The organism is Billgrantia sulfidoxydans (genome assembly GCF_017868775.1).
In the GTDB taxonomy this organism is placed as follows: Bacteria; Pseudomonadota; Gammaproteobacteria; order Pseudomonadales; family Halomonadaceae; genus Halomonas; species Halomonas sulfidoxydans.
The window spans coordinates 1,252,675-1,272,850 of the sequence record NZ_CP053381.1; the positions used below are offsets into that span (position 1 = coordinate 1,252,675).

Genomic DNA, 20,176 nt, shown 5'->3' on the forward strand with positions numbered 1-20,176 from the left:
CCACCATCACCCGAGCCTGCCAATGCCTGACTCCCTGACGCCCGCCTGCGCCGCCACCCGTGCCTGGGTGGAAGGCTTCGTCATCGCCCATAACGTTTGCCCCTTTGCCCGGCGGGAGTTCGTAAGCGATTCCATCCGTTTCGTCGAGGTAGCGGCGAACGGGTGGGAGCCAGCGCTGGAGGCGATGATCGAGGAGTGCCGCCGGCTCGACGCCACGCCCGGGATCGAGACCACGCTGATGATCTTGCGCCCGGGGCTCGAGGATTTCGACGACTATCTCGACTTCCTCGCCGTGGCCGAGGGGCTGCTGGTCGAGCAAGGCTACGAGGGGGTCTATCAGCTTGCCAGCTTTCATCCCGACTACTGCTTCGAAGGCGCGGCGGAGGACGATCCGGCCAACTTCACCAATCGCTCGCCCTGGCCCATGCTGCACCTGCTGCGCGAAGCGGGCCTGGAGCGCGCCCTGGCCCACTATCCCGACCCCGAGGCGATTCCCGAGCGCAACATCGAGGCGATGCGCCGGCTCGGCAGTGAACGCCTGGCCGCCGCGCTGGCGGCGCTGCAAGCCAGGGTCGACAAGCGCTAGACGATATCCAGCGGCTCCTTGCGATCCGGCGCCGGAAAGGCTTCGTCGAGCCGGGCCAAGGTAGCGTCATCGAGTTCAACCGTCAGCGCCCCGGCATTCTGTTCGACGTGCTGCGGCTGGACCGCCTTGGGAATGGCGATGACGTCGCGCTCGCCCTCCACGGGGCGGATCGTCCAGGCCAGCAGCAGCTGAGCGGGGGTGACGCCGAGCCCGTCGGCTACTTCTCTCACCACCGGGTGGCCGAACAGATCCTGGCGCAGCTTGCCGGCCTGCGCCAGCGGGCAGTAGGCCATCAGCGGCATGCCGAGGCGCCGCATCAAGGGGCGCAGGGCGTACTCGGTGCCGCGCGAGCCCAGATGGTAGAGCACCTGGTTGACGGCGCAGTCGCTGCCGCCGGGCAGGGCGTGCAGCGTCTCGATTTCGTCCGCGTCGAAATTGGAGACGCCGAAGCGGCGAATCTTGCCCTGCTCGCGCAGCCGCTCGAACGCCTCCAGGGTCTCCTCGAGCGGAATATCACCGGGCCAATGGAGCAGGTAGAGGTCGAGGCGGTCGGTGCCGAGCCGCGTCAGGCTGCGCTCGCAGGCGGCGATGGCACTGTCGCGACCGGCGTTCCACGGATAGACCTTGGAGACCAAAAAGGCCTGGTCGCGGCGGCCGGCGAGCGCCTCGCCGACCACCTCCTCGGCGCCGCCGTCGGCATACATCTCAGCGGTGTCGATCAACGTCAGGCCCAGCTCCAGGCCGTGCTGCAGGGCCCGCACCTCGTCGCGACGAGGCGCCAGGCCCTCGCCCATGTACCAGGTGCCCTGGCCGATGGCCGGCAGGCGGATGGCGGCCTCACTGACGGTGGCGGTCAGGGTGACATGAGGAGATTGTCGAGACATGATGGCGGCCTTTGTGGAAAAAGTTTCCATAATGTTGCGTCAAGGGGGATGGCGAAGACAAGGCCATGCGCTATGGTGAGGGAGGGCAGCGCGCAACGGCGTTGCTCTTCAATCCTATGGCCAGTTCTCTACAAGGAGTCGACCCACATGAGCATCAAGAAAACCGGTAGCGCTGTCTGGGAGGGTAGCCTGAAAGAAGGCAAGGGTCAGGTCTCGACCGAGAGTGGCACGATCAAGGATGCGCCCTACAGTTTCGGCAAGCGCTTCGAGGGCGAGCCCGGCTCCAATCCCGAGGAACTGATCGGCGCGGCGCACGCCAGCTGCTACTCCATGGCGCTGTCGATGATCATGGGCGAGGCCGGCCTGACCCCCGAGCGTATCGCCACCGAGGCGGCCGTGACCCTCGAGCAGGACGCCGGCGGCTTCAGCATCACCAGGATCCATCTCACCACCCGGGTACGCAGCCCCGGTACCGATGCCGATGCCTTCCACGGCGCGGCCGAAAAGGCCAAGGAAGGGTGCCCGGTCTCCAAGCTGTTCAAGGCCGAGATCACCCTGGACGCCGCGTTGGAAAACTGAATCCCCCAGCGTTGCGCGGCCACCCTCGGGTGGCCGCACTGGTTTCGGGCGCCTAGATCGCGGGCATGGCCTGGCGCGCCGCCTCGACCAGGGAGCGAACCAGACGTTGCTGGGGGCGGTTGAAGAGCAGCCACTCCGGGTGCCATTGCACGCCGATCAGGAACTCGTGCTCGCGCGATTCGATGCCCTGGACCAGGCCATCGCGGTCGCGGGCAACGATGTCGATGCCGCGCCCGGCTTCCTGCACCGCCTGATGGTGCAGGCTGTTGATGCGGCACCAGCTCACCTTGAGGATGCGTCGCAGCTGGGTATCGGGCGCGATGTCCACCGTCTTGCGCGGCAGAACGGTGCGCCGACGCTTGAGCCCTTCGTGAGTGGTATAGATGTCGGGGTCCAGGGTGCCGCCGAGGTGGACGTTGAGCATCTGGGCGCCGCGGCAGATCCCCAGGACCGGCTTGCCCTGCGGGATGAAGCGTTCCATCAGCTCGAGTTCGAGTTCGTCGCGCTGGGGGTCGAGGCGTACGTCGAGCTGCACCTCGCCGCCGTAGAGGTGGGCCTGGATGTCATCGCCACCGCCGATGATCAGACCGTCGAGCGCCTCGGGCAGCGGTCGGGAAGGGGGAGAGGCGAAGCGGCCGGCCGCCGTGTCGCCACACGGCGAACCAGTCGAACCACCAGGCGATGCGACTCTTGTCATCCGACGTGGTGATACCGATGAGCGGGCGCGTCATGAGGGCGAGCGGACCTCCTTGATCCAGTTCCGCAGCCTGCCCACCATGCGGGTCATGAGCGACTGCGTGTGCAGATTGACGTAGCGGCTGGCGCGTCCGTCGAGTTCCTTGCGATCGGCGGCGAGTCGCTCCACCGCCACCCAGCGATTCCACTCCACCACGGCGCCCCAGCCGCGCTGGGACAGCTGGGCATTGGGCAAGCGGTAATGGTACGTGGGGCGTGGCTTGATCAGGTTGTTGCGGAACAGCTCGTCCGGGTAGTCGGGGCACAGGTGGGCGAACAGCGGGTAGAGATCCAGTTCGCGGTTACGCGTGGGGTTGAAGCTGATGTAATCGGCGATCAGCGTATCGAGATCGGGGGCGTAGTCGGGGTCGAGCACCTTGAGCGCATAGTGCTTGGGGAAGGGGTTGGCGTGCGGCAGTACTTCCCGCGTGATGTCGATGTCGATCTCCTTGCGCAACCAGGCCGCCATGAGCAGGAAGGCGCGGAAATGTCGAAGGATGGCCTCGGGTTCCAGGCTGGCGGCCTCGGGGTTGAGGTGCAGGCCGAAGCCATACAGCAGGCTGGCATCGGTGCCCTTGGCGCCATGGGCGTGAAGAGCCGCGAACAGCGCGTCGAGCTCGGCGAGCTCGTTCCAGGGCACCGGTGGGCAGACGATCTCGGTCGGCACCAGGCCGGTCACGACGTCGCCGATCAGTTCGCGGGTCTTGTTGTGAAAGTCCAGCCGCATCTGGTGGCGTTGGCGCTCCCATTCGGTGTCATGGCGCGGCAATGCCTCCAGCAGCCTGGCATCGGGGTGGGCATACTGGGTGTCGAGCTCGATGACGAAGTCTCCCCAGCGGGTGGCTTCGACTCGCAGCCGATGGGGGCTGACCAGCTTCAGTTCGCCACCGAACAGGTTGCGTACCAGCTCACCGGTCTGTTGAGGGGGGAGCCCGGCAAACTCGATTTCGGCGCCAACCCGTCGGGTCCTACCCTGGACATTCAGAGGCTCGGGTGGTGATTGCGGCAGCATGAAGGCATCCTGTGCGACTCGAGAGTCTGAACGCCAGCCTAGCACAGTGCGGCGACAAGACCGCAGGGAGCACCGCTGGCCGGCTGTTGTCCCAGGCACATGGCAAACGGAACGAGGGAGTGTCGATCGATGCCAGGAGCTTTTCCCCCGCGCAGTGGCGCCGCGTACTGGCGAGTGGCGATTCGCATCGGGCTGCTGCTGCTGCTGCTGCTGGCCTGGGCGGTCCCCGCGAACGCCCAACTCTCGCTCGGCGGGCTGGGGCAGGAGGAGCAGACCCAGGAGACTCCCCACGACGCCGAGACGTTTCAGCAATCGCTCGATGACGTGATCACCACGCTGGAGGATGACGAGCGCCGTGGCGCCCTGCTCGACGAGCTGCGCGAGATTCGCCAGGTCCACGAGGGCGGCAGCGCCGAGGATTCCATTCAGCGCCAGGGGCTGCTCGGCGCCTTGGCCGAGACCTTCAGCGAGCTGGGCGACCAGGCCGAGGCCGGCGAGTCGCCGCTCGACGACTGGCGGCGCCAACTGGAGCAGGGCTGGGCGGGGCTCAGCGAGCTGGTGGTGGAGACCGGCACCGGCGAGATCGCGCGCTTCGCCGTCCACAGTGCGGTGCTGCTGGGCATCTGGGCCGGCGCGCTGGTCATTCTGGTTGCCCTGGGCAGGCTGCTGTTCGTGCGTCAGGGCTTGCCGCTCGACCTGCCGCGGGAGCCGCGCGGCTGGCTGCTGGCGCTGCACTTCCTGCGCCGCATGCTGCCCTGGGCGCTCGCCTTCGTCCTGACCATGGGGTTGGTCCAGGTACTGCCTCCCAGCCCGGGGCGCACCCTGGCCCTCATCTTCACCTACCTGGCGCTGTGCGGTCGTACCCTGTCGGTGGTCGTGGAGTGCGTGGTGTCGGTGTTCACTCGCGGGCATCGCTTCCCCGCGGTCGTGATCCTGCAGCAGCGGGGTCTGCGCCTGCTGTTCGTGATCGGCGCGCTGATTGCGCTCGGCGATGCGCTCAATGCAGAGCGGCTCTCCTTGATCGTGGGAGAGGAACCGGCGGCGCTGGGCTCGGTGTTCGCCAACATGCTGGCAGCGCTGCTCAGCATCCGTTTCATCTTCAGGTTCAAGCGTCCGATCAAGCACTTGATCCGTAACCGTTCCTGGCGCGTGCGCCGCGAAGGTGGCACCGCCATCGAACTGGCGCGCGTCGTCGGCGAGCTCTGGCACGTGCCGGCGTTGCTGATCGTCGTGGTCTCGTTGCTGGCGATCTTCGTCACCGTGGGGGATGTGGGGACTGCATTGGCGCGCTCGATCATCTCGGCGGCGCTGCTGGTGTCGACCCTGGTGGTCACCGGCCTGATCCAGCGCCACAGCGAGCGACGCAGCCGGCGCCGCCGCATCAGCGAGTACCGTCGCCGCCTCGAGCGCGTCGGCTATGCGCTCTCTCATATGGTGGCGTGGATCGTCTTTGCCGAGCTGTCGCTGCAGGTGTGGGGCGGCTCGCTGTTCGGCCTGGGCCGCGAGGGCGTGGCCGGGGTGCGTATCGGCCAGGCCCTGCTGGCGCTGGGCTTCACCGTGCTGCTGGCCTGGCTGGCGTGGATCTTCGCCGATACCGCCATCCAGCGTGCGCTGGTCTCTTCCGCCCGTTCGCGGGGACGGCGCGTCAACCAGGCCCGCGCCCAGACCATCACGCCGATGATCCGCAACGTGATATTCGCCACCATCGTGCTGATCGCCGCCATCGTCGGGTTGGCCAACCTGGGGGTCAACGTCACGCCGCTGCTGGCCGGTGCCGGCGTCATCGGTCTGGCCGTGGGCTTCGGCGCCCAGACCCTGGTGCAGGACCTGATCACCGGTATCTTCATCATCGTCGAGGATTCGCTGGCGGTGGACGACTTCGTCCAGATCAACGGTCACATGGGTACGGTCGAGGGGCTGACCCTGCGCACGGTGCGCCTGCGCGACCTGGACGGCATCCTGCACATCATTACCTTCAGCGCCATCCAGTCGATCCACAACATGTCGCGGCACTTCGGTATCGCGCTGATGCGCATCCGCATACCGCACACCATGAAGATCGACGATGCCATCTCCTTGATGCAGGAGACCGCGCAAGAGCTGCGCCAGGATCCGATGATGCGACATTACATCTGGTCGCCGCTGGAGATGCAGGGCGTCGACCGTTTCGACGAAGGCGCCGCCGTGCTGCGCATGCGTTTTCGCACCGCGCCGGTCATGCAATGGGACGTGGCGCGTGCCTTCAACCTGCTGCTCAAACAGCGCATGGAACAGCAGGGCTTGGACCTCGGCATGCCGCGCCTGAGCGTGAGCATGGAGGGCCAGCCTGGCGATGCCATGGCAAACGGGGAACCGGAAGGCGGCGATACGGCGCCCCCACGCGATGCCAAGGGGCGAGCACCGGGGGAAGCCGGCATCGCCGATCCCGAAGGCGCGACCAACCCGCAGCGAGCCTCGCCGGACTCCTCGTGAACAGCGGCGCGAAGGCGCGTGTCGTTGCCCGAAGCCGGTCCGAGATGGAAAGCAGGGCGGCATTGCCCGTACTATGAAAATTACTTGGTCCGTCAATGGCCTCCGGTACAAGGAGCTGCGCCGACGTGATTACCGTCGAACGCAAGGATAGCTTCCATCTCAAGGTCTCCCGCGTGCTGCAGGAGGAGACCTCGCATCGGCTGGATCTCTTCCTGTTCGTACCTGGAGAGCTCGGTCTCAACGAACATGTCATCTCCGAGGATGCGTTCTACTACAGTGCGATCCACGTCAAGCGGACCTATTACAGCGACAAGCACCACCTGCCGCTGGTGCTCAGCCGCCTGGCCAGCCGCGGCCGGCTGAGCAGCGAGCAGTACCGCCTGAGCCTGAGCCTTTATGCCTATCAGTATGTGGTGGCCCTCGAGCGGGCGACGCAGTCGCTGCTGGATACCGCCAGGCGCGTACAGCAGGCCGAGCGCCATGCCGAAACGGCCGAGCGAGGCGAGGCGCCGGGTGGCGAGACGAATGGCGCCGGCGGCGGCGAGACGCAGGAACGCATCGTGGCGGCCGGCTTGCAGGAGCGCCTCGAGGAGCTGTGCGAACTGGCCCAGGGCATCCTGCGGCGCCTGCGCCGCAACCAGCCGAGCGAGGAGAGCCTGCACAAGTACTACGCCAATATCGACAACTACCTGTCGTGGTTCACCGAGCAGCGCCTGCTGGCGCTGGTCGCCCACTTGCCGCGGGGGCGCGACTACCGCACCATTCGCGAGCGCCTGCTGGAGATCGGCCAGGCCGAGGCCGCTCACCGCGAGCTGGCCGAATACAACGCCAGCCGCGTCGTGCGCGACCCCACGCGCATGTCCAACAAGATGCGCCTGCTGCGGCGGCTCATCGAGTACCCGGTCACCCTCAAGCAGCAGAGCCAGGAGCTGGGCGGCGCGGAGCAGAAGGCGGTCAAGGGGTTGGCCACCGGCGTGGTGATGATCTTCGTCTCGCTGGGGCTGCTGCAGGCCCGCGACACCGTGGGCAACGTCACTGCCCTGTTCGTGCTGGCCATGGCGGTACTGTACGCCATGCGCGAGGTGTTCAAGGACGACCTGCGCAACACCCTGTGGCGCTGGTTGCGCAAGGGGCGCCCCAAGTGGCGGCGCCAATACTTCGATGCGACCAGCAACGAGCTGGTGGGGCGCCAGCTCGAGTGGTTCGACTACAAGCGTTTCGGCAAGCTCGACGAGCAGATCCAGCGGGTGCGCATGCGCAACGTGGCTCAGCGCGAGGAGGTGGTGCTGCACTACCGTTCCAGCTCGCGCATGTCGCCGACGCGCTTTCTCAGCGGTTACGAGAAGACCCGCGAGACCGTCTCGCTCGACCTGTCGCAGCTGACCCGGCTGATGGACAAGGGCAGCCACCGCGTCTATCGCCTCAAGGACGGTCAGGTCACCCGGGAGTCGGTGGAGAAGCGACACCTGCTCAACCTGGTGATACGCGAGGAGGGCGCCAATGCCGAACCCCTGCTGCAGCGCTGGAAGATCGTCATGAGCCGTTCGCGGGTCGTCGACGTGGTCAAGGTGCACCAGGAGGGAGGCAAGCCCGGGGAGCAGGACGATGCTCAGGTTGAGCCTCATGTCGTGTAACGCGATATGACTTCGACATTGTTCCAGGTCAAGTCGAAGCCAAGGCCGGTTTGCTAGTGTCAAGGGGTGCGGCGAATTGTGACACTCGCCAAGTCGAACTAGATTTCAAGTTAGGTCGGCCTCAACCCTGATCGCTCCCTTTACGGAGGTGCTGCCATGCAAGCCGTTGATGTCATGACTCCCAAAGTGATAACCGTATCGCCCGACGCCGACGTTCGGGAGATTGCACGCCTCCTGCTCGAGAACAACATCAGCGCCGTGCCCGTCGTGGATGCAGAGGAGAGGGTCCTCGGCATCGTCAGCGAGGGTGACCTGATGCGTCGTGTCGGGAGCGGCAGCGAGCAGAGCAAGTCTTGGTGGCTGAAGGCGTTCTTCACCGGGGGCAACAGTGCCAGCGAGTACGTCAAGACCCACGCCCGCAAGGCGCACGAGATCATGACCCGCGACCCCATCACCATCGGCGAGGACGAGTCGCTGCAGCGCGTGGCCAAGCTGCTGGAGAAGCATCACATCAAGCGGGTGCCGGTCGTACGTGACGGCAGGCTGGTGGGCATCGTCAGCCGTGCCAACCTGCTGCGAGGCTTCTCGGCCACGGCGCCCGATGCGCAGACGTCGGTCACCACCGACGATCGCCAGATTCGCGATGCCATCCTCAAGGAGGTGGACGAGAACACCGGGGTCTGGGTCGATCGCATCAACGTCATCGTCACCGAGGGTGTGGTGCAGGTCTGGGGGCTGGTCGAGAGTCAGGAGGAGAAGATGGCCGTCCAGGTCGCCGCCGAGAACACGCCCGGCGTGAAGTCGGTGGAGAACAACCTGGGCATGGTGCCCCGCGGCGTAGGGCATTTCTGAGGCGAAGCCGGCAGTGGAATGCAAGCGGGGCGGCCGGGCGGCCGCCCCGCTTGCGTCGTGTGCCGTGGCGGCGAGCTCAGCCGATCCGCTCGAGCGCCGCCTCCAGGTTGGCCAGGCTGCGCTCGGGAGCGTGCAGCTTGTCGAGCCCGAACAGGCCGATACGGAAGGCGCGATAATCGTCGCCTTCGTCGCACATCAGCGGCACGCCACCGGCGACCTGGAGGCCGGCAGCGGCAAACTTGGCCACGATATCGGCGTCGTCGGTGTAGCAGACCACCACGCCCGGCGCCTCGAAGCCGGGCGCCGCCACGCTGCGGTAGCCGTAGCGCGCCAGCAGTTCACGCGCGCCGCGACCCAGCGCCCACTGCTCCTCGCATACCCGATCGAAGCCGTAGTCGGCGGTCTCTTGCATGATGTCCCGCAGCCGCGCCAGGCCGTCGGTGGGCATCGTGGCATGGTAGGCGTGGCCGCCGTTCTCATAGGTCTCCATGATCGAGAGCCACTTGCGCAGATCGCAGGCGAAGCTGGTGCTGACGGTCCGCTCGATGCGCTCGCGGGCCGCTTCGGAGAGCATCACCATGCCGCAGCAGGGCAGACCGCTCCAGCCTTTCTGGGGGGCGCTGACCAGCACGTCGATGCCGAGCTCGACCATGTCCACCCACAGCGTGCCCGAGGCGATGCCGTCGAGCACGAACAGCCCATCGACCTCGTGCACCGCCGCCGCGACCCGCTTCAGGTAATCGTCGGGCAACAGCAGGCCGGCGGAGGTCTCGACATGGGGCGCGAATACGACCCCTGGCCGTTCTTCGCGGATGGTGCGCTCGACCTCCTCGATGGGCGCCGGAGCGAAAGGGGAGTGCGGATCCTGCGGGTCCGGACGGCGCGCCTTGAGCACCGTGGTCGAGGTGGCGATGGCGCCCATCTCCAGGATCTGCGACCAGCGATAGCTGAACTGGCCGTTGCGGATGATCAGGCAGTGCCGGTTGGTGGCGAACTGGCGGGCCACGGCCTCCATGCCGAAGGTGCCGCTGCCGGGCACGATCACGGCGCTGCGAGCCCGATAGACCCGCTTGAGCGTCGACGAGACGTCGCGCATCACGCCCTGGAAGCGCTGGGACATGTGGTTGAGCGAACGGTCCGTGTAGACCACCGAGTATTCGAGCAGGCCATCGGGGTCGACGTCAGGCAACAGGCCGGGCATGGGTTTCTCCCTTGGGGTGCATGGCTGAATGAAATTTCAAGCCAATGAGGATATGCCCTTTCCAGGCATCGAACCAGCGCAGGCTGGCCGGCGTGTGCACGGCGTGGCCGAGGCGGTAATGGCATCGGGACGAATCGGGCGGGGTTCCACTACCGCAGGCCAGATGGCCTGCGGCGCCGCCTACGGTGGTTCACTTGTGGCAGAAGTAGACTCTTGCCGGCGGGATGTTGATGGGTTCGAAGGCGCTCTCCACGCGCGAGAAGGTCTGGCGCAGGTCGGAGGAGACCTTGGGCGAGAACTGGTAGATCAGCATGGACCCCTTGGGTGCCAGTGCCGCCTGGCTGCCTGCGAGGATACGTGCCCGGCAGGCGGCTGGCATGGTGCTGAACGGAAGGCCTGCCACCACGTAATCGGCCGCGGGCAGGCCCAACCGCTCCAGCTCGGCTTCGATCGTTTCGGCCGAGCCGGCAATCACCTTCAAGCGTGGATCGGACAGCGTGCGGTTGAGGTAGTCGACGAAGTCGCCATTGGTCTCGATGACCACTAGCGTGGCGTCTGGATGCAGGCGGTGGAGGATCTCCTGGGTGATGGTGCCCACGCCGGGCCCGTATTCGACGATGACTCGCGCTCGCTCCCAGTCGACCGGTTCCAGCAGGCGGCGTATGAGAAAGGAGGAACTGGGAATGATCGAGCCCAGCATGCGGGGATGCTTGAAGAAGTTGCGGGCGAATAGCGACAGTTGAGCCCGTCGCTCGGGGCCTGCCACGACCGAGGGTCGCTCTTGGACCGCCATGGGCATTCCTCCTTCAGTTTTTGCTGAACATGCCTCCACTCTAGGCCAGCCTGGGCCGGCGTGAAAGGACGGGATAGGGCGGGGTGGTGCGTCGTCCCCTCGACGGCCACCCACCGAACCGCCGGCGGGTGGAGCAGGCGGTCTCCTTCCGTTGAATTAGTGCTAAAGAAGGGTGTGGAATATACTTGACGAGCGAGGTGGCGATGTTTAGCTTGAATGGAGAAACTTTGTGTAAACGTCTAATAATAATTGACGCGTCACACCTCTACGCTTTTGCCCCGGGTAAAACGATGCCTCACAACAAGATCAGCGAATCGAGTGCCCATCCCTCCCAAGCGTTGATTACCTTCGAAGGGGTACAAAAGACCTACGATGGCGAGATTCTGGTCGTCAAGGACCTCAACCTGACGATTCGTCAGGGGGAGTTCGTGACGCTGCTTGGCCCCTCCGGCTCGGGCAAGACCACCTGCCTGATGATGCTGGCCGGCTTCGAGGTGCCCACCAGCGGCGACATCTTCCTGCGCGATCAGCGTCTCAACAGCGTGCCGCCCCACAAGCGCAACTTCGGCATGGTGTTCCAGAACTATGCGCTGTTTCCGCATATGACGGTGGAAGAGAATATCCGTTACCCGCTCAAGACGCGCAAGATGCCGGCCGTGGAAGCTGACCGCAAGGTGGCGCGTATTCTCGACATGATCCAGCTGCGCGATTTCGCCAGGCGTCGTCCCACCCAGCTCTCCGGGGGCCAGCAGCAGCGCGTGGCACTGGCTCGCTCGCTGGTGTTCGAGCCGCAGCTGGTGCTGATGGACGAACCGCTGGGGGCGCTGGACAAGCAGCTACGCGAGCAGATGCAGCTGGAGATCAAACACCTCCACGAGCAGTTGGGTCTCACCGTGGTCTTCGTCACCCATGACCAGAGCGAGGCGTTGACCATGTCCGATCGCGTGGCGGTGTTCAACGACGGCGTCATCCAGCAGATCGACACGCCGAGCAACCTCTACGAACATCCCGCCAACGCTTTCGTCGCCCAGTTCATCGGCGAGAACAACACCTTGCCGGGGCGCATCGAAACCGTGGAGGGAAGCCGCTGCCGGGCGCGCTTCGGCGACGGCTACAGCACCGGGGCGCTGATCGCTCCCGACCTGACGGCGGGAGACCCCACGCGGCTGTCGATCCGCCCCGAGCGGGTCAAGCTCAACGGCTCCGCCCAGGGGCTGCCCAATCGCCTGCAGGCCCGCGTGCGTGAGTTCATCTACCTGGGTGACCACCTGCGGGTGCGCTGCGAGTTGGCCGGCAACGACGAATTCATGGCCCGTGTGCCGGTGGACGATTTCGATGGCAACATGCAGCCGGGCGATCTCGTGGAGCTCGGCTGGCGAGACGAGGACGTGCGCGCACTCGATGCCTCCTGAGACCCAGGAAGGCGCCCACGCCGACCGCAACATATCAATAACAAGGCCATCCAGGCCGGGAGAAGATACATGACGCACCATCGCTTTCCACTGTCCCGCATCAGCCGCGGCGCCGCCATCGCCAGCCTCGCCACCCTCGGCCTGGCGGTGTCGGCCAGCGCCCAGGCGTTGACCGTGATCTCTTTCGGCGGCGCCTCTGGCGAGGCCATGCAGAAGGCCTACTACGGCCCCTTCACCGAGCAGACCGGCATCGACCTGACCCCGGGCGACTACAACGGCGAGCTGTCGCGCATTCGCGCCATGGTCGAAACCGGCAACGTGAGCTGGGACCTGGTGGAGATGGAATCGCCCGAACTGGTGCGCGGCTGCTTCGAAGGGTTGTTCGAGCCCATCGACTGGCAGCGCCTGGGGCTGGGTGACCAGCTGATCGATGCGGCGTTCGACGAGTGCGGCGTGGGTACCTTCGTCTGGTCGACGGTGCTCGCCTACGACGCCGATGCGCTTGATGCCGCGCCGACCTCCTGGGCCGACTTCTGGGACGTCGAGAGGTTTCCGGGCACCCGTGGGCTGCGCCGCGGCGCCAAGTACACCCTTGAGTTCGCGCTGATGGCCGACGGCGTCGCCGTCGATGAGGTATATGAGGTGCTGAGGACCCCGGAAGGCGTCGATCGCGCCTTCGCCAAGCTCGACGAGCTCAAGGACCATATCCAGTGGTGGGAGGCCGGCGCACAGCCGCCCCAGTGGCTGGTGGCGGGCGACGTGGCAATGACCTCGGCCTACAACGGGCGCATCGCCGCTGCCCAGGAGGAGGGCAGCAACCTCGAGATCGTCTGGGACGAGAGCCTCTATGACCTCGACTACTGGGCCATCGTGGCCGGCAGTGAACATGTCGACGAGGCCTACCAGTTCATCGAGTTCGCCAGCCAGCCCGAGAACCAGGCGGTCTATTCCAGCGAGATTCCCTACGGTCCGGTGCACCCCGCCGCCATCGAGCAGTTGGACGATGCCCAGGCCCGACGCATGCCGACCCACGAGGAGAACATGGCCGGGGCGCTGGCCATCGACACCGGCTTCTGGGTCGATCATGGCGAAGAGCTCGAGCAGCGCTTCAGCGCCTGGGCGGCGCGCTGAGGAAGGGGAGGCAGCGGCTCTTGCCGCTGCCATGCTGAGTGCGTCGGCGGTCCCGGCTCGGACTGGGGCCGCCGCGCGAGATTCTTGGGGAAGGCGATGTCCGCGAACCTGACGGCCACCCTGGCGTCGACGAAGCCTGGAGGCAATCTCAAGGCGCAGCTGCGCCGCGCCGAACGCCTGCGCAAGCTGAAGGCCATCGGCCTGGTGGCTCCCCTGGCGCTGTTCCTGATCGTCGTGTTCGTCGTGCCCATCGGCAGCATGCTGTGGCGCAGCGTCGACAATACCGAGCTGGATGCGGTGATGCCGCTCACGGCGCAGGGGTTGCGCGACTGGGATGGCACCGGGTTGCCGGACAATGCCACCCTGGCGGCCTTCGCCGCCGAGCTGCGCGATTCCCGCCAGGGAGGCGGCCTGGGTCGCATCGGGCGGCGCCTCAACTACGAGGATACCCGCTACCGTGGCCTGCTGATGACGACCTTGCGCGGCCTGCCAGCCCCCGGGGAGGTCGACACCGATACCGACTGGGCCGCGATACTGAGCGAGATCGACCCCGCCTGGGGCGAGACCGACACCTGGCTTGGTATCCAGCGTGCCGCGCCCACCACGACCGATCGCTACCTGCTGGCCTCGCTCGACCTGGAGCGCGGCGCCGAGGGCGGGATCCAGCGCATCGACAGTCAGGACCGAGTCTTTCTCTCGGTTTTCCAGCGTACTATGGTGATCGCCGGCGGGGTGACCCTGATCTGCCTGGCATTGGGCTTTCCGCTGGCCTACCTGCTGGCCACGCTGCCGGCCAGGACCAGCAACCTGTTGATGATCCTGGTCTTGCTACCGTTCTGGACCTCGCTGCTGGTGCGCACCGCCTCCTGGATCATCCTGCTGCAATCCAACGGGCTGGTGAACCAGGGCCTGATCAACATCGGGCTGATCGACTCGCCGTTGCAGCTGGTGTTCAACCGGATCGGGGTCTTCTTCGCCATGGTGCACATCCTGCTGCCGTTCATGGTGCTGCCGCTGTACAGCGTGATGAAGGGCATCTCACCGAGCTACCAGCGCGCCGCGATATCGCTCGGTGCCCACCCCTTCGCCGCCTTCTGGCAGGTCTACGTGCCGCAGACCATTTCCGGCGTGGCGGCGGGTACCATCCTGGTCTTCATCATGGCGCTCGGTTACTACATCACCCCGGCGCTGGTGGGCGGGCCTGCCGACCAGATGGTCAGCTACTACGTGGCCTACTACACCAACACCACCAACAACTGGGGCATGGCCGCGGCGCTGGGCAGCCTGCTGCTGGTGATCACGCTGTTGCTCTATCTGGTTTACCACCGCCTGGTGAACCGCAAGCAACTGATCAGGAGCTGAACCATGGCGCTACCCCCCTATGCCTCGCCGGTGGAGAGAGTGTGGTTCTGGACGTTTCGCCTGTTCTGCGGCCTGGTTCTGCTGTTCCTGATTGCGCCGGTGCTGGTGATCGTGCCGCTGTCGTTCAGCAGCGGCTCCTTCCTCACCTACCCGCTGCCGGGCTTCTCGCTGCGCTGGTATGAAGCCATTTTCACGTCGTCGGCGTGGATGGCGGCGCTGAAGAACAGCCTGATCGTGGCGCCGCTGGCCACGCTGCTGGCCATGCTCTTCGGTACCCTGGCGGCGGTGGGGCTCAACCGCGCCGAGTTTCCCGGCAAGGGGCTGATCGTGGCGCTGCTCATCTCGCCCATGGTGGTGCCGCTGGTGATCGTCGCGGTGGGCATGTACTTCTTCTTCGCCCAGGTGGGGCTGCTCAACTCCTATACCGGCCTGGTGCTGGCGCATACGGTGCTGGGCGTGCCCTTCGTGGTGATCACCGTCAACGCTACGCTGCAGGGCTTCGACTTCAACCAGATGCGCGCCGGGGCGAGCCTCGGCGCCGACCCGGTGCGGGTGTTCTTCACCGTGGTGCTGCCGCAGATCGTGCCGGGGGTGGTCTCGGGCGGGCTGTTCGCCTTCGCCACCTCGTTCGACGAGGTGGTGGTGGCGCTGTTCATCGCCAGCCCCACCGAGCGTACGCTGCCGATCCAGATGTTCTCCGGCATTCGCGAGAACATCAGCCCGGCAATCGCCGCCATGGCCACCATCCTGATCCTGATCTCGACGCTGCTTTTGGTTACCATGGAGCTGCTGCGACGGCGCAGCGAGAGACTGAAGGGGAATCCCTGAGCCACTCGCCGCATTCGTCTGTCACTGCGCCCCGTTCTGCGGGGCGCAGGCGTGTCGGTGCCCGGGGGTGAAGGCGCTCGGGCACGTGAGAGTCGGAGTCCCTGCGTGAACGATTTCCTGATCATCGGTGGTGGCGTCATCGGCATGCTGACCGCCAGCCAACTGGCCGAGGCCGGCCACGGCGTCACCTTGGTGGAGCGTGGCCGCTGTGGCCAGGAAGCCTCCTGGGCCGGCGGCGGCATCGTCTCGCCACTCTACCCCTGGCGCTACAGCGAGCCGGTATCGCAGCTGGCGCGTCATGCCGAGCGTGAATACGGCGTGCTGGCAGCGCACCTGTTCGACACCACCGGGATCGACATCGAGTATCGCCAGAAGGGGCTGCTCTACCTCCGCGTGGACGACGGAGAGCGGGCATTCGCCTGGGCGCAGCGACAGGGCTGGCCGCTGGAGCGAGTGGAGGCGTCTTTCATCTATGCCAAGGAGCCCTGGCTGGGCGAAGGGATTCACGACGGCCTGTGGATGCCGACCCTGGGCAGCGTGCGCAACCCGCGGCTGTGCCGAGCGCTGCGCGCACGGCTGGAAGCACTGCCCAATGTCGAGGTGGTGGAGCAGGCCGCGGTGCAGCGGCTCGTCGTCGAGCGCGGGCGTGCCTGCGGTGTCGAGACCGTGCAGGGGCGCATCGCTGCCGGTCGGGTGATACTGTGCGGCGGGGCCTGGAGCGGGGCGCTGCTCGCCGAGCACGACGTGGCGCTGCCGGTGCGGCCGGTCAAGGGTCAGATGATGCTCTTCACCACGCCGCCGATGCCGGGCGGCCGCCAGCTGCTCGAACGCGTGGTGCTGGCCGACGGGCGCTACCTGATTCCCCGCGGCGACGGCCGGGTGCTGGTCGGTTCGACGCTGGAGCAGGTCGACTTCGACAAGCGCACCACCGAGGAGGCGCGCGATTCGCTGTGGCAGAGCGCCGTGGCCATGTTGCCGGCCCTGGCCGAGTGCGAGGTCGAACACCACTGGGCCGGACTGCGCCCGGGGGCGCCGGACGGCATTCCGTTCATTGGCGCCGTGCCCGGCCTCGAGGGGCTCTACGTCAACGCGGGGCACTACCGCAACGGTCTGGTGCTGGCGCCGGCGGCGACCCGGCTGCTCGTCGATCTGCTGCTGGAGCGCGACCCGCTCGTCGACCCCTCGCCCTATCGCCCGGGCCGGCGCCGGGCGCGTTCAGCTGCGCTGTGCGGCCTGGATCGCGGTCAGGGCGATGGTGTAGACGATGTCGTCGACCAGGGCACCGCGTGAGAGGTCATTGACCGGCTTGTTGAGGCCCTGCAGCATCGGGCCCACGCTGACCACCCGGGCGCTGCGCTGCACCGCCTTGTAGGTGGTGTTGCCGGTGTTGAGGTCGGGAAAGACGAACACCGTGGCACGGCCGGCCACGGGAGAGTCCGGCGCCTTCTGCCGGCCGACGCTCTCGATGGCGGCGGCGTCGTACTGCAGCGGGCCGTCGATCAAGAGGTCCGGCGCCAGCTCGCGGGCCAGGCGCGTGGCCTGGCGCACCTTGTCGACGTCGGCGCCGCTGCCCGACTCGCCGGTGGAGTAGCTGATCATCGCCACCCGCGGCTCGATGCCGAAGGCCTGGGCGGAGCGGGCGCTCTGGATGGCGATCTCGGCCAGTGCCTCGGCATCGGGATCGGGATTGACCGCGCAATCGCCGTAGACCACCACCTGTTCCGGCAGCAGCATGAAGAAGATCGACGACACCTGGCGATAGCCGGGGGAGGTCTTGATCAGCTGGAAGGCGGGGCGCACGGTGTTGGCGGTGGTATGGATGGCCCCGGACACCAGCCCGTCGACCTCGTCGAGCTGCAGCATCATGGTGCCGAGCACCACGTTGTCCTGCAGCTGGTCCTCCGCGGTCAGCTCATTCACCTTGCCGCGACGGCGTTCCACCATGGCGGCCACGTAGCGGCTGCGGATCTGCTCGGGGTCGAGGATCTCGAGCCCTTCCGGCAGCTCGATCCCGCGGTTGCGCGCCACCTCCTCGACCTCCTCGCGACGGGCCAGCAGTACGCAGTGGGCGATGCCGCGACGCTGGCAGATCGCCGCGGCTTCCACGGTGCGAGGCTCGTTGCCCTCGGGCAGGATGATGCGCCGGCTGGCGCGCTGGGCCAGCTTGACCAGCTGGTGACGAAACGCCGAGGGCGACAGGCGGCGGGTGAAGCCGCGGCTCAGGTGATCCTTGAGCCACTGCAGGTCCAGGTGGCCGGCGACGAAGCGCGTCACCTGCTCGGCACGCTCCAGGTCGTCCATGGGAATGTCGTTGCCCATGCGGCCCAGGTTCTTGGCCGTGGTGAAGCTGTCGGTATCCACCGCCAGCACCGGCATGCCGGTCTTCAGCGCCGGCCGGCACATCTCGATCATGTTGTCGTTGGGCATGAAGCCGTTGGTCAGCAGCACGCCGGCCATGGGCACCCCGTTCATGGTGGCCAGCGCCGAGGCCAGCACGATATCGTCGCGGTCGCCGGAGGTGACGATCAGGCTGCCGGGGCGGAACACGTGCAGGGCGTTGGCGGCGCTGCGGGCACACAGGCTGGTGGAGAGCACCCGCCGGTTGGCGGCGTCGCCCTCGTTGAGGAAGCGCGCGTCGAGGGCTCGCGCCACGTCGACCACCCGCGGCGCGGTCAGCGCCGGGTTGTAGGGCACCACGCCGATCAGGTGGAAGCGGTCGGTGGCCAGTGCCGGCGAGTGGCGGCGCAGCTCGGCGAGAAAGGCATCGTCGAGGGCGACACTGCTGGTGCCGGGGGCGAGCGCCGGCTCCTCGGCGCCGGGCAGGTTCTGCATGCGCATCAGGATGCAGCCCAGGGTGCGCGCCGAGCCCACGCCGCCGAAGGCGCGGGCGTGCATGTCGAGCTGCTCCGCCAGCGCCTCGGGAGCGGCGGCGTCACCGCTGCCGACCAGGATGGTGCGTGCGTTGAGCGCATGGGCAAGGTGGGCATTGAGCTGGGTGGCGTAGGTGCCGTGGGCGGTGGGCACCACGCCCTCCACTACGATCAGGTCCGGTGTGATGCCGTCGTGGCTGCCTGCGACCTCGTCGAACAGCTCGATGACCTCTTCCATCAGCACGTCGAGACGATCCTGACGCAGCAGGCGCTCCATGTCGGCCTGGGCGATGGGCGCCGGTGGGCGCAGTCCGAGAGTGCTACCGACCAGCGCCGTGGAGCGGTCGGGACCGGGGCCGTTGAGCTCGTCCTGACGGAACGGCTTGAAGAAGCCGGTCTTGAGGCCGATGGTGTCGAGGGCCTGCATCAGGCCGAGGCTGGCCGAAGTCAGGCCGACGCCGACACCGGTCGGCACCATCAAAAGAACCTGGGTCTGTGGGCGGGTGTCGTGCGGTGTCATGCGTTGGCCTCATCCAGTCGCTGGCGGGTTTCGGTGGCGATCTGTCCCTCCTCGTCGGTGGGTATGACCCACAGCTGGCGCCCCCCGGCATCGATACGCCCCTCGCGTCCGCGGGTCGTCTCGCTGTTGACGGTGCGGTTGAGCTGCAGGCCGAAGTGGGGCAGCAGGCCGATGATCCGCTCGCGCACACGGGCGGAGTTCTCGCCGATGCCGCCAGTGAAGACCAGGCCGTCGAGGCGCGGCAGGGCGCAGGAGAGGGCGGCCAGCGACTTGGCGATGCGGTAGCAGAACACCTCGATGGCCAGCGCCGCGCCGGCATGCCCATGCGCCTCGGCCGTCTCCAGCTCACGCATGTCGTTGGTCAGCCCCGAGAGCCCCAGCAGGCCGCTGTTGCGGTTGAGCACCTCGTCGATGCGCTCGAGCGACCAGCCGAGCTGGCGCGACAGATGCGCGTGCAGGCCGGGGTCGACGTCGCCGCTGCGCGTGCCCATCGCCACGCCCTCCAGCGGGGTCAGTCCCATGCTGGTGTCGAGGCTCTCGCCCTGCCACACGGCACAAGTGGAGCAGCCGTTGCCCAGGTGGGCGGTGAGCCAGCCGCCACCCTCGAGCCCGCCGAGCCGGTCGGCACGCCGGCTGACGTAGGCGTGACTGGTGCCGTGAAAGCCGTAGCGGCGAATGGCGTGGTCACGGTAGAGCGCGTCCGGCAGCGCATAGCGGTAGGCCCGCTCCGGCAGGCTCTGGTGGAAGGCGGTGTCGAACACCGCCACCTGGGGCAGGTCGGGGAACAGCCGGCGCGTGGCGACCACCCCCGCCAGGTTGGCCGGGTTGTGCAGCGGCGCCAGCGCCGAAGTGCGCTCGATCGCCTCGACCACGTCGTCATCGATCAGGACGGCGCGAGTGAAGCGCTCTCCGCCGTGAACGATGCGGTGTCCCACCGCGACCGGCCGGTGCCCCTCCAGGCGCTCGAGAATGGCTTCCAGCGCATGGGTATGCCCCGCATCGCCGAGAGCCTGCGCAAAGGCGTCGCCACGGCTGTCGATGCCCGTGAGCCGGGCGTCACCGCTGCCCAGGCGCTCCGCCAGCCCGGCCAGGCGCGGCTGATCCGGCACGGACGGCACCAGGGCATATTTGATCGACGACGAACCGCAATTGATGACCAGGACCGGGGCGTTCATCGGGGCTCCGCATGAGATGGGTGTAGAGGCAGGATAGACGTAAGACTTTAGTCTATCATCCAGGTGGTGTCCGCGGTGCTGCTTCAGGTCAAGGCGGCCTTTATTAGTCGTCTATCGAAAATGCTGGCAT

Annotated in this window: 16 protein-coding genes and 1 pseudogene; 10 read left to right on the top strand and 7 right to left on the bottom strand. The window is 66.9% G+C overall.

Annotated features, from left to right (window positions below; genetic code table 11):
* The first annotated feature begins 22 nt into the window (after positions 1-22).
* Positions 23-586, top strand: a complete 564-nt coding sequence (locus HNO51_RS05915; RefSeq protein WP_209538745.1) for a DUF1415 domain-containing protein — start codon at positions 23-25, stop codon at positions 584-586.
* On the opposite strand, the gene HNO51_RS05920 is transcribed toward HNO51_RS05915, so the two are convergent.
* Positions 583-1,470 (bottom strand): aldo/keto reductase, encoded by an 888-nt coding sequence (locus HNO51_RS05920; RefSeq protein ID WP_197450114.1) that lies wholly within the window; start codon positions 1,468-1,470, stop codon positions 583-585. The two genes, HNO51_RS05915 and HNO51_RS05920, sit on opposite strands and share 4 nt — an antisense overlap.
* Positions 1,471-1,617: 147 nt before the next feature.
* Between HNO51_RS05920 and HNO51_RS05925 the strand changes: the two genes are divergently transcribed.
* Entirely contained in the window at positions 1,618-2,049 is a 432-nt protein-coding gene (locus HNO51_RS05925; RefSeq protein ID WP_197450115.1) for an OsmC family protein, read from the top strand.
* A gap of 52 nt (positions 2,050-2,101) precedes the next feature.
* Here HNO51_RS05925 and HNO51_RS05930 read toward each other — a convergent pair.
* Together HNO51_RS05930 and HNO51_RS05935 are read right to left on the bottom strand one after the other, a co-directional pair.
* Positions 2,102-2,780: pseudogene (locus tag HNO51_RS05930) on the bottom strand (gamma-glutamyl-gamma-aminobutyrate hydrolase family protein).
* Positions 2,777-3,796, bottom strand: a complete 1,020-nt coding sequence (locus tag HNO51_RS05935) for an amidoligase family protein (RefSeq protein ID WP_197450117.1) — start codon at positions 3,794-3,796, stop codon at positions 2,777-2,779. The pseudogene HNO51_RS05930 and the gene HNO51_RS05935 overlap by 4 nt, the downstream one beginning before the upstream one ends.
* Before the next feature lie 129 nt (positions 3,797-3,925).
* On the opposite strand from HNO51_RS05935, the gene HNO51_RS05940 reads away from it, so the two are divergent.
* The 3 genes from HNO51_RS05940 to HNO51_RS05950 all read left to right on the top strand — a co-directional run bounded on the left by HNO51_RS05940 (position 3,926) and on the right by HNO51_RS05950 (position 8,754).
* Positions 3,926-6,268: a mechanosensitive ion channel family protein gene (locus tag HNO51_RS05940; RefSeq protein ID WP_209538746.1), complete on the top strand. Its 2,343-nt coding sequence runs from the start codon at positions 3,926-3,928 to the stop codon at positions 6,266-6,268.
* A gap of 125 nt (positions 6,269-6,393) precedes the next feature.
* Positions 6,394-7,902: a hypothetical protein gene (locus tag HNO51_RS05945; RefSeq protein WP_209538747.1), complete on the top strand. Its 1,509-nt coding sequence runs from the start codon at positions 6,394-6,396 to the stop codon at positions 7,900-7,902.
* Positions 7,903-8,058: 156 nt separating this feature from the next.
* Positions 8,059-8,754 carry a CBS domain-containing protein gene (locus HNO51_RS05950; RefSeq protein WP_197450120.1) on the top strand — a complete coding sequence of 232 codons (696 nt, stop codon included), beginning with the start codon at positions 8,059-8,061 and terminating at the stop codon, positions 8,752-8,754.
* A 76-nt stretch (positions 8,755-8,830) separates the two neighbouring features.
* On the opposite strand, the gene HNO51_RS05955 is transcribed toward HNO51_RS05950, so the two are convergent.
* Together HNO51_RS05955 and HNO51_RS05960 are read right to left on the bottom strand one after the other, a co-directional pair.
* Complete coding sequence (locus HNO51_RS05955; RefSeq protein ID WP_197450121.1) at positions 8,831-9,955, bottom strand: aminotransferase class V-fold PLP-dependent enzyme; 1,125 nt, start codon at positions 9,953-9,955, stop codon at positions 8,831-8,833.
* A 190-nt stretch (positions 9,956-10,145) separates the two neighbouring features.
* Positions 10,146-10,748 (bottom strand): class I SAM-dependent methyltransferase, encoded by a 603-nt coding sequence (locus HNO51_RS05960; RefSeq protein ID WP_197450122.1) that lies wholly within the window; start codon positions 10,746-10,748, stop codon positions 10,146-10,148.
* A gap of 290 nt (positions 10,749-11,038) precedes the next feature.
* On the opposite strand from HNO51_RS05960, the gene HNO51_RS05965 reads away from it, so the two are divergent.
* The 5 genes from HNO51_RS05965 to thiO all read left to right on the top strand — a co-directional run bounded on the left by HNO51_RS05965 (position 11,039) and on the right by thiO (position 16,771).
* Positions 11,039-12,160, top strand: coding sequence for an ABC transporter ATP-binding protein (locus tag HNO51_RS05965; RefSeq protein WP_209538748.1), 1,122 nt, complete (start codon positions 11,039-11,041; stop codon positions 12,158-12,160).
* Positions 12,161-12,229: 69 nt separating this feature from the next.
* On the top strand, positions 12,230-13,291 hold the full coding sequence (locus HNO51_RS05970) for an ABC transporter substrate-binding protein (protein WP_209538749.1): 1,062 nt from the start codon (positions 12,230-12,232) through the stop codon (positions 13,289-13,291).
* Positions 13,292-13,387: 96 nt separating this feature from the next.
* On the top strand, positions 13,388-14,653 hold the full coding sequence (locus tag HNO51_RS05975) for an ABC transporter permease (RefSeq protein ID WP_197450125.1): 1,266 nt from the start codon (positions 13,388-13,390) through the stop codon (positions 14,651-14,653).
* A gap of 3 nt (positions 14,654-14,656) precedes the next feature.
* Positions 14,657-15,481 (top strand): ABC transporter permease, encoded by an 825-nt coding sequence (locus HNO51_RS05980; protein WP_197450126.1) that lies wholly within the window; start codon positions 14,657-14,659, stop codon positions 15,479-15,481.
* 105 nt (positions 15,482-15,586) lie between these two features.
* Positions 15,587-16,771, top strand: coding sequence for a glycine oxidase ThiO (gene thiO / locus HNO51_RS05985; protein WP_197450127.1), 1,185 nt, complete (start codon positions 15,587-15,589; stop codon positions 16,769-16,771).
* Here thiO and pta read toward each other — a convergent pair.
* Together pta and HNO51_RS05995 are read right to left on the bottom strand one after the other, a co-directional pair.
* Positions 16,697-18,871, bottom strand: a complete 2,175-nt coding sequence (gene pta / locus HNO51_RS05990) for a phosphate acetyltransferase (protein WP_209538750.1) — start codon at positions 18,869-18,871, stop codon at positions 16,697-16,699. The two genes, thiO and pta, sit on opposite strands and share 75 nt — an antisense overlap.
* A complete protein-coding gene (locus HNO51_RS05995; RefSeq protein ID WP_197450129.1) occupies positions 18,868-20,046 on the bottom strand; it encodes an acetate/propionate family kinase in 1,179 nt (392 codons plus the stop codon). Before HNO51_RS05995 ends, pta begins: the two co-directional genes overlap by 4 nt.
* Between the last annotated feature and the right edge of the window lie 130 nt (positions 20,047-20,176).

Bases quoted from the DNA above. Each gene is read 5' to 3' on its own strand.
- HNO51_RS05915 (WP_209538745.1), top strand. From the start codon at position 23: ATGCCTGACTCCCTGACGCCCGCCTGCGCCGCCACCCGTGCCTGGGTG.
- HNO51_RS05920 (WP_197450114.1), bottom strand. From the start codon at position 1,470: ATGTCTCGACAATCTCCTCATGTCACCCTGACCGCCACCGTCAGTGAG.
- HNO51_RS05970 (WP_209538749.1), top strand. From the start codon at position 12,230: ATGACGCACCATCGCTTTCCACTGTCCCGCATCAGCCGCGGCGCCGCC.
- HNO51_RS05960 (WP_197450122.1), bottom strand. From the start codon at position 10,748: ATGGCGGTCCAAGAGCGACCCTCGGTCGTGGCAGGCCCCGAGCGACGG.
- HNO51_RS05965 (WP_209538748.1), top strand. From the start codon at position 11,039: ATGCCTCACAACAAGATCAGCGAATCGAGTGCCCATCCCTCCCAAGCG.
- HNO51_RS05975 (WP_197450125.1), top strand. From the start codon at position 13,388: ATGTCCGCGAACCTGACGGCCACCCTGGCGTCGACGAAGCCTGGAGGC.
- HNO51_RS05935 (WP_197450117.1), bottom strand. From the start codon at position 3,796: ATGCTGCCGCAATCACCACCCGAGCCTCTGAATGTCCAGGGTAGGACC.
- HNO51_RS05940 (WP_209538746.1), top strand. From the start codon at position 3,926: ATGCCAGGAGCTTTTCCCCCGCGCAGTGGCGCCGCGTACTGGCGAGTG.
- HNO51_RS05980 (WP_197450126.1), top strand. From the start codon at position 14,657: ATGGCGCTACCCCCCTATGCCTCGCCGGTGGAGAGAGTGTGGTTCTGG.
- HNO51_RS05995 (WP_197450129.1), bottom strand. From the start codon at position 20,046: ATGAACGCCCCGGTCCTGGTCATCAATTGCGGTTCGTCGTCGATCAAA.
- HNO51_RS05950 (WP_197450120.1), top strand. From the start codon at position 8,059: ATGCAAGCCGTTGATGTCATGACTCCCAAAGTGATAACCGTATCGCCC.
- HNO51_RS05955 (WP_197450121.1), bottom strand. From the start codon at position 9,955: ATGCCCGGCCTGTTGCCTGACGTCGACCCCGATGGCCTGCTCGAATAC.
- HNO51_RS05925 (WP_197450115.1), top strand. From the start codon at position 1,618: ATGAGCATCAAGAAAACCGGTAGCGCTGTCTGGGAGGGTAGCCTGAAA.
- pta (WP_209538750.1), bottom strand. From the start codon at position 18,871: ATGACACCGCACGACACCCGCCCACAGACCCAGGTTCTTTTGATGGTG.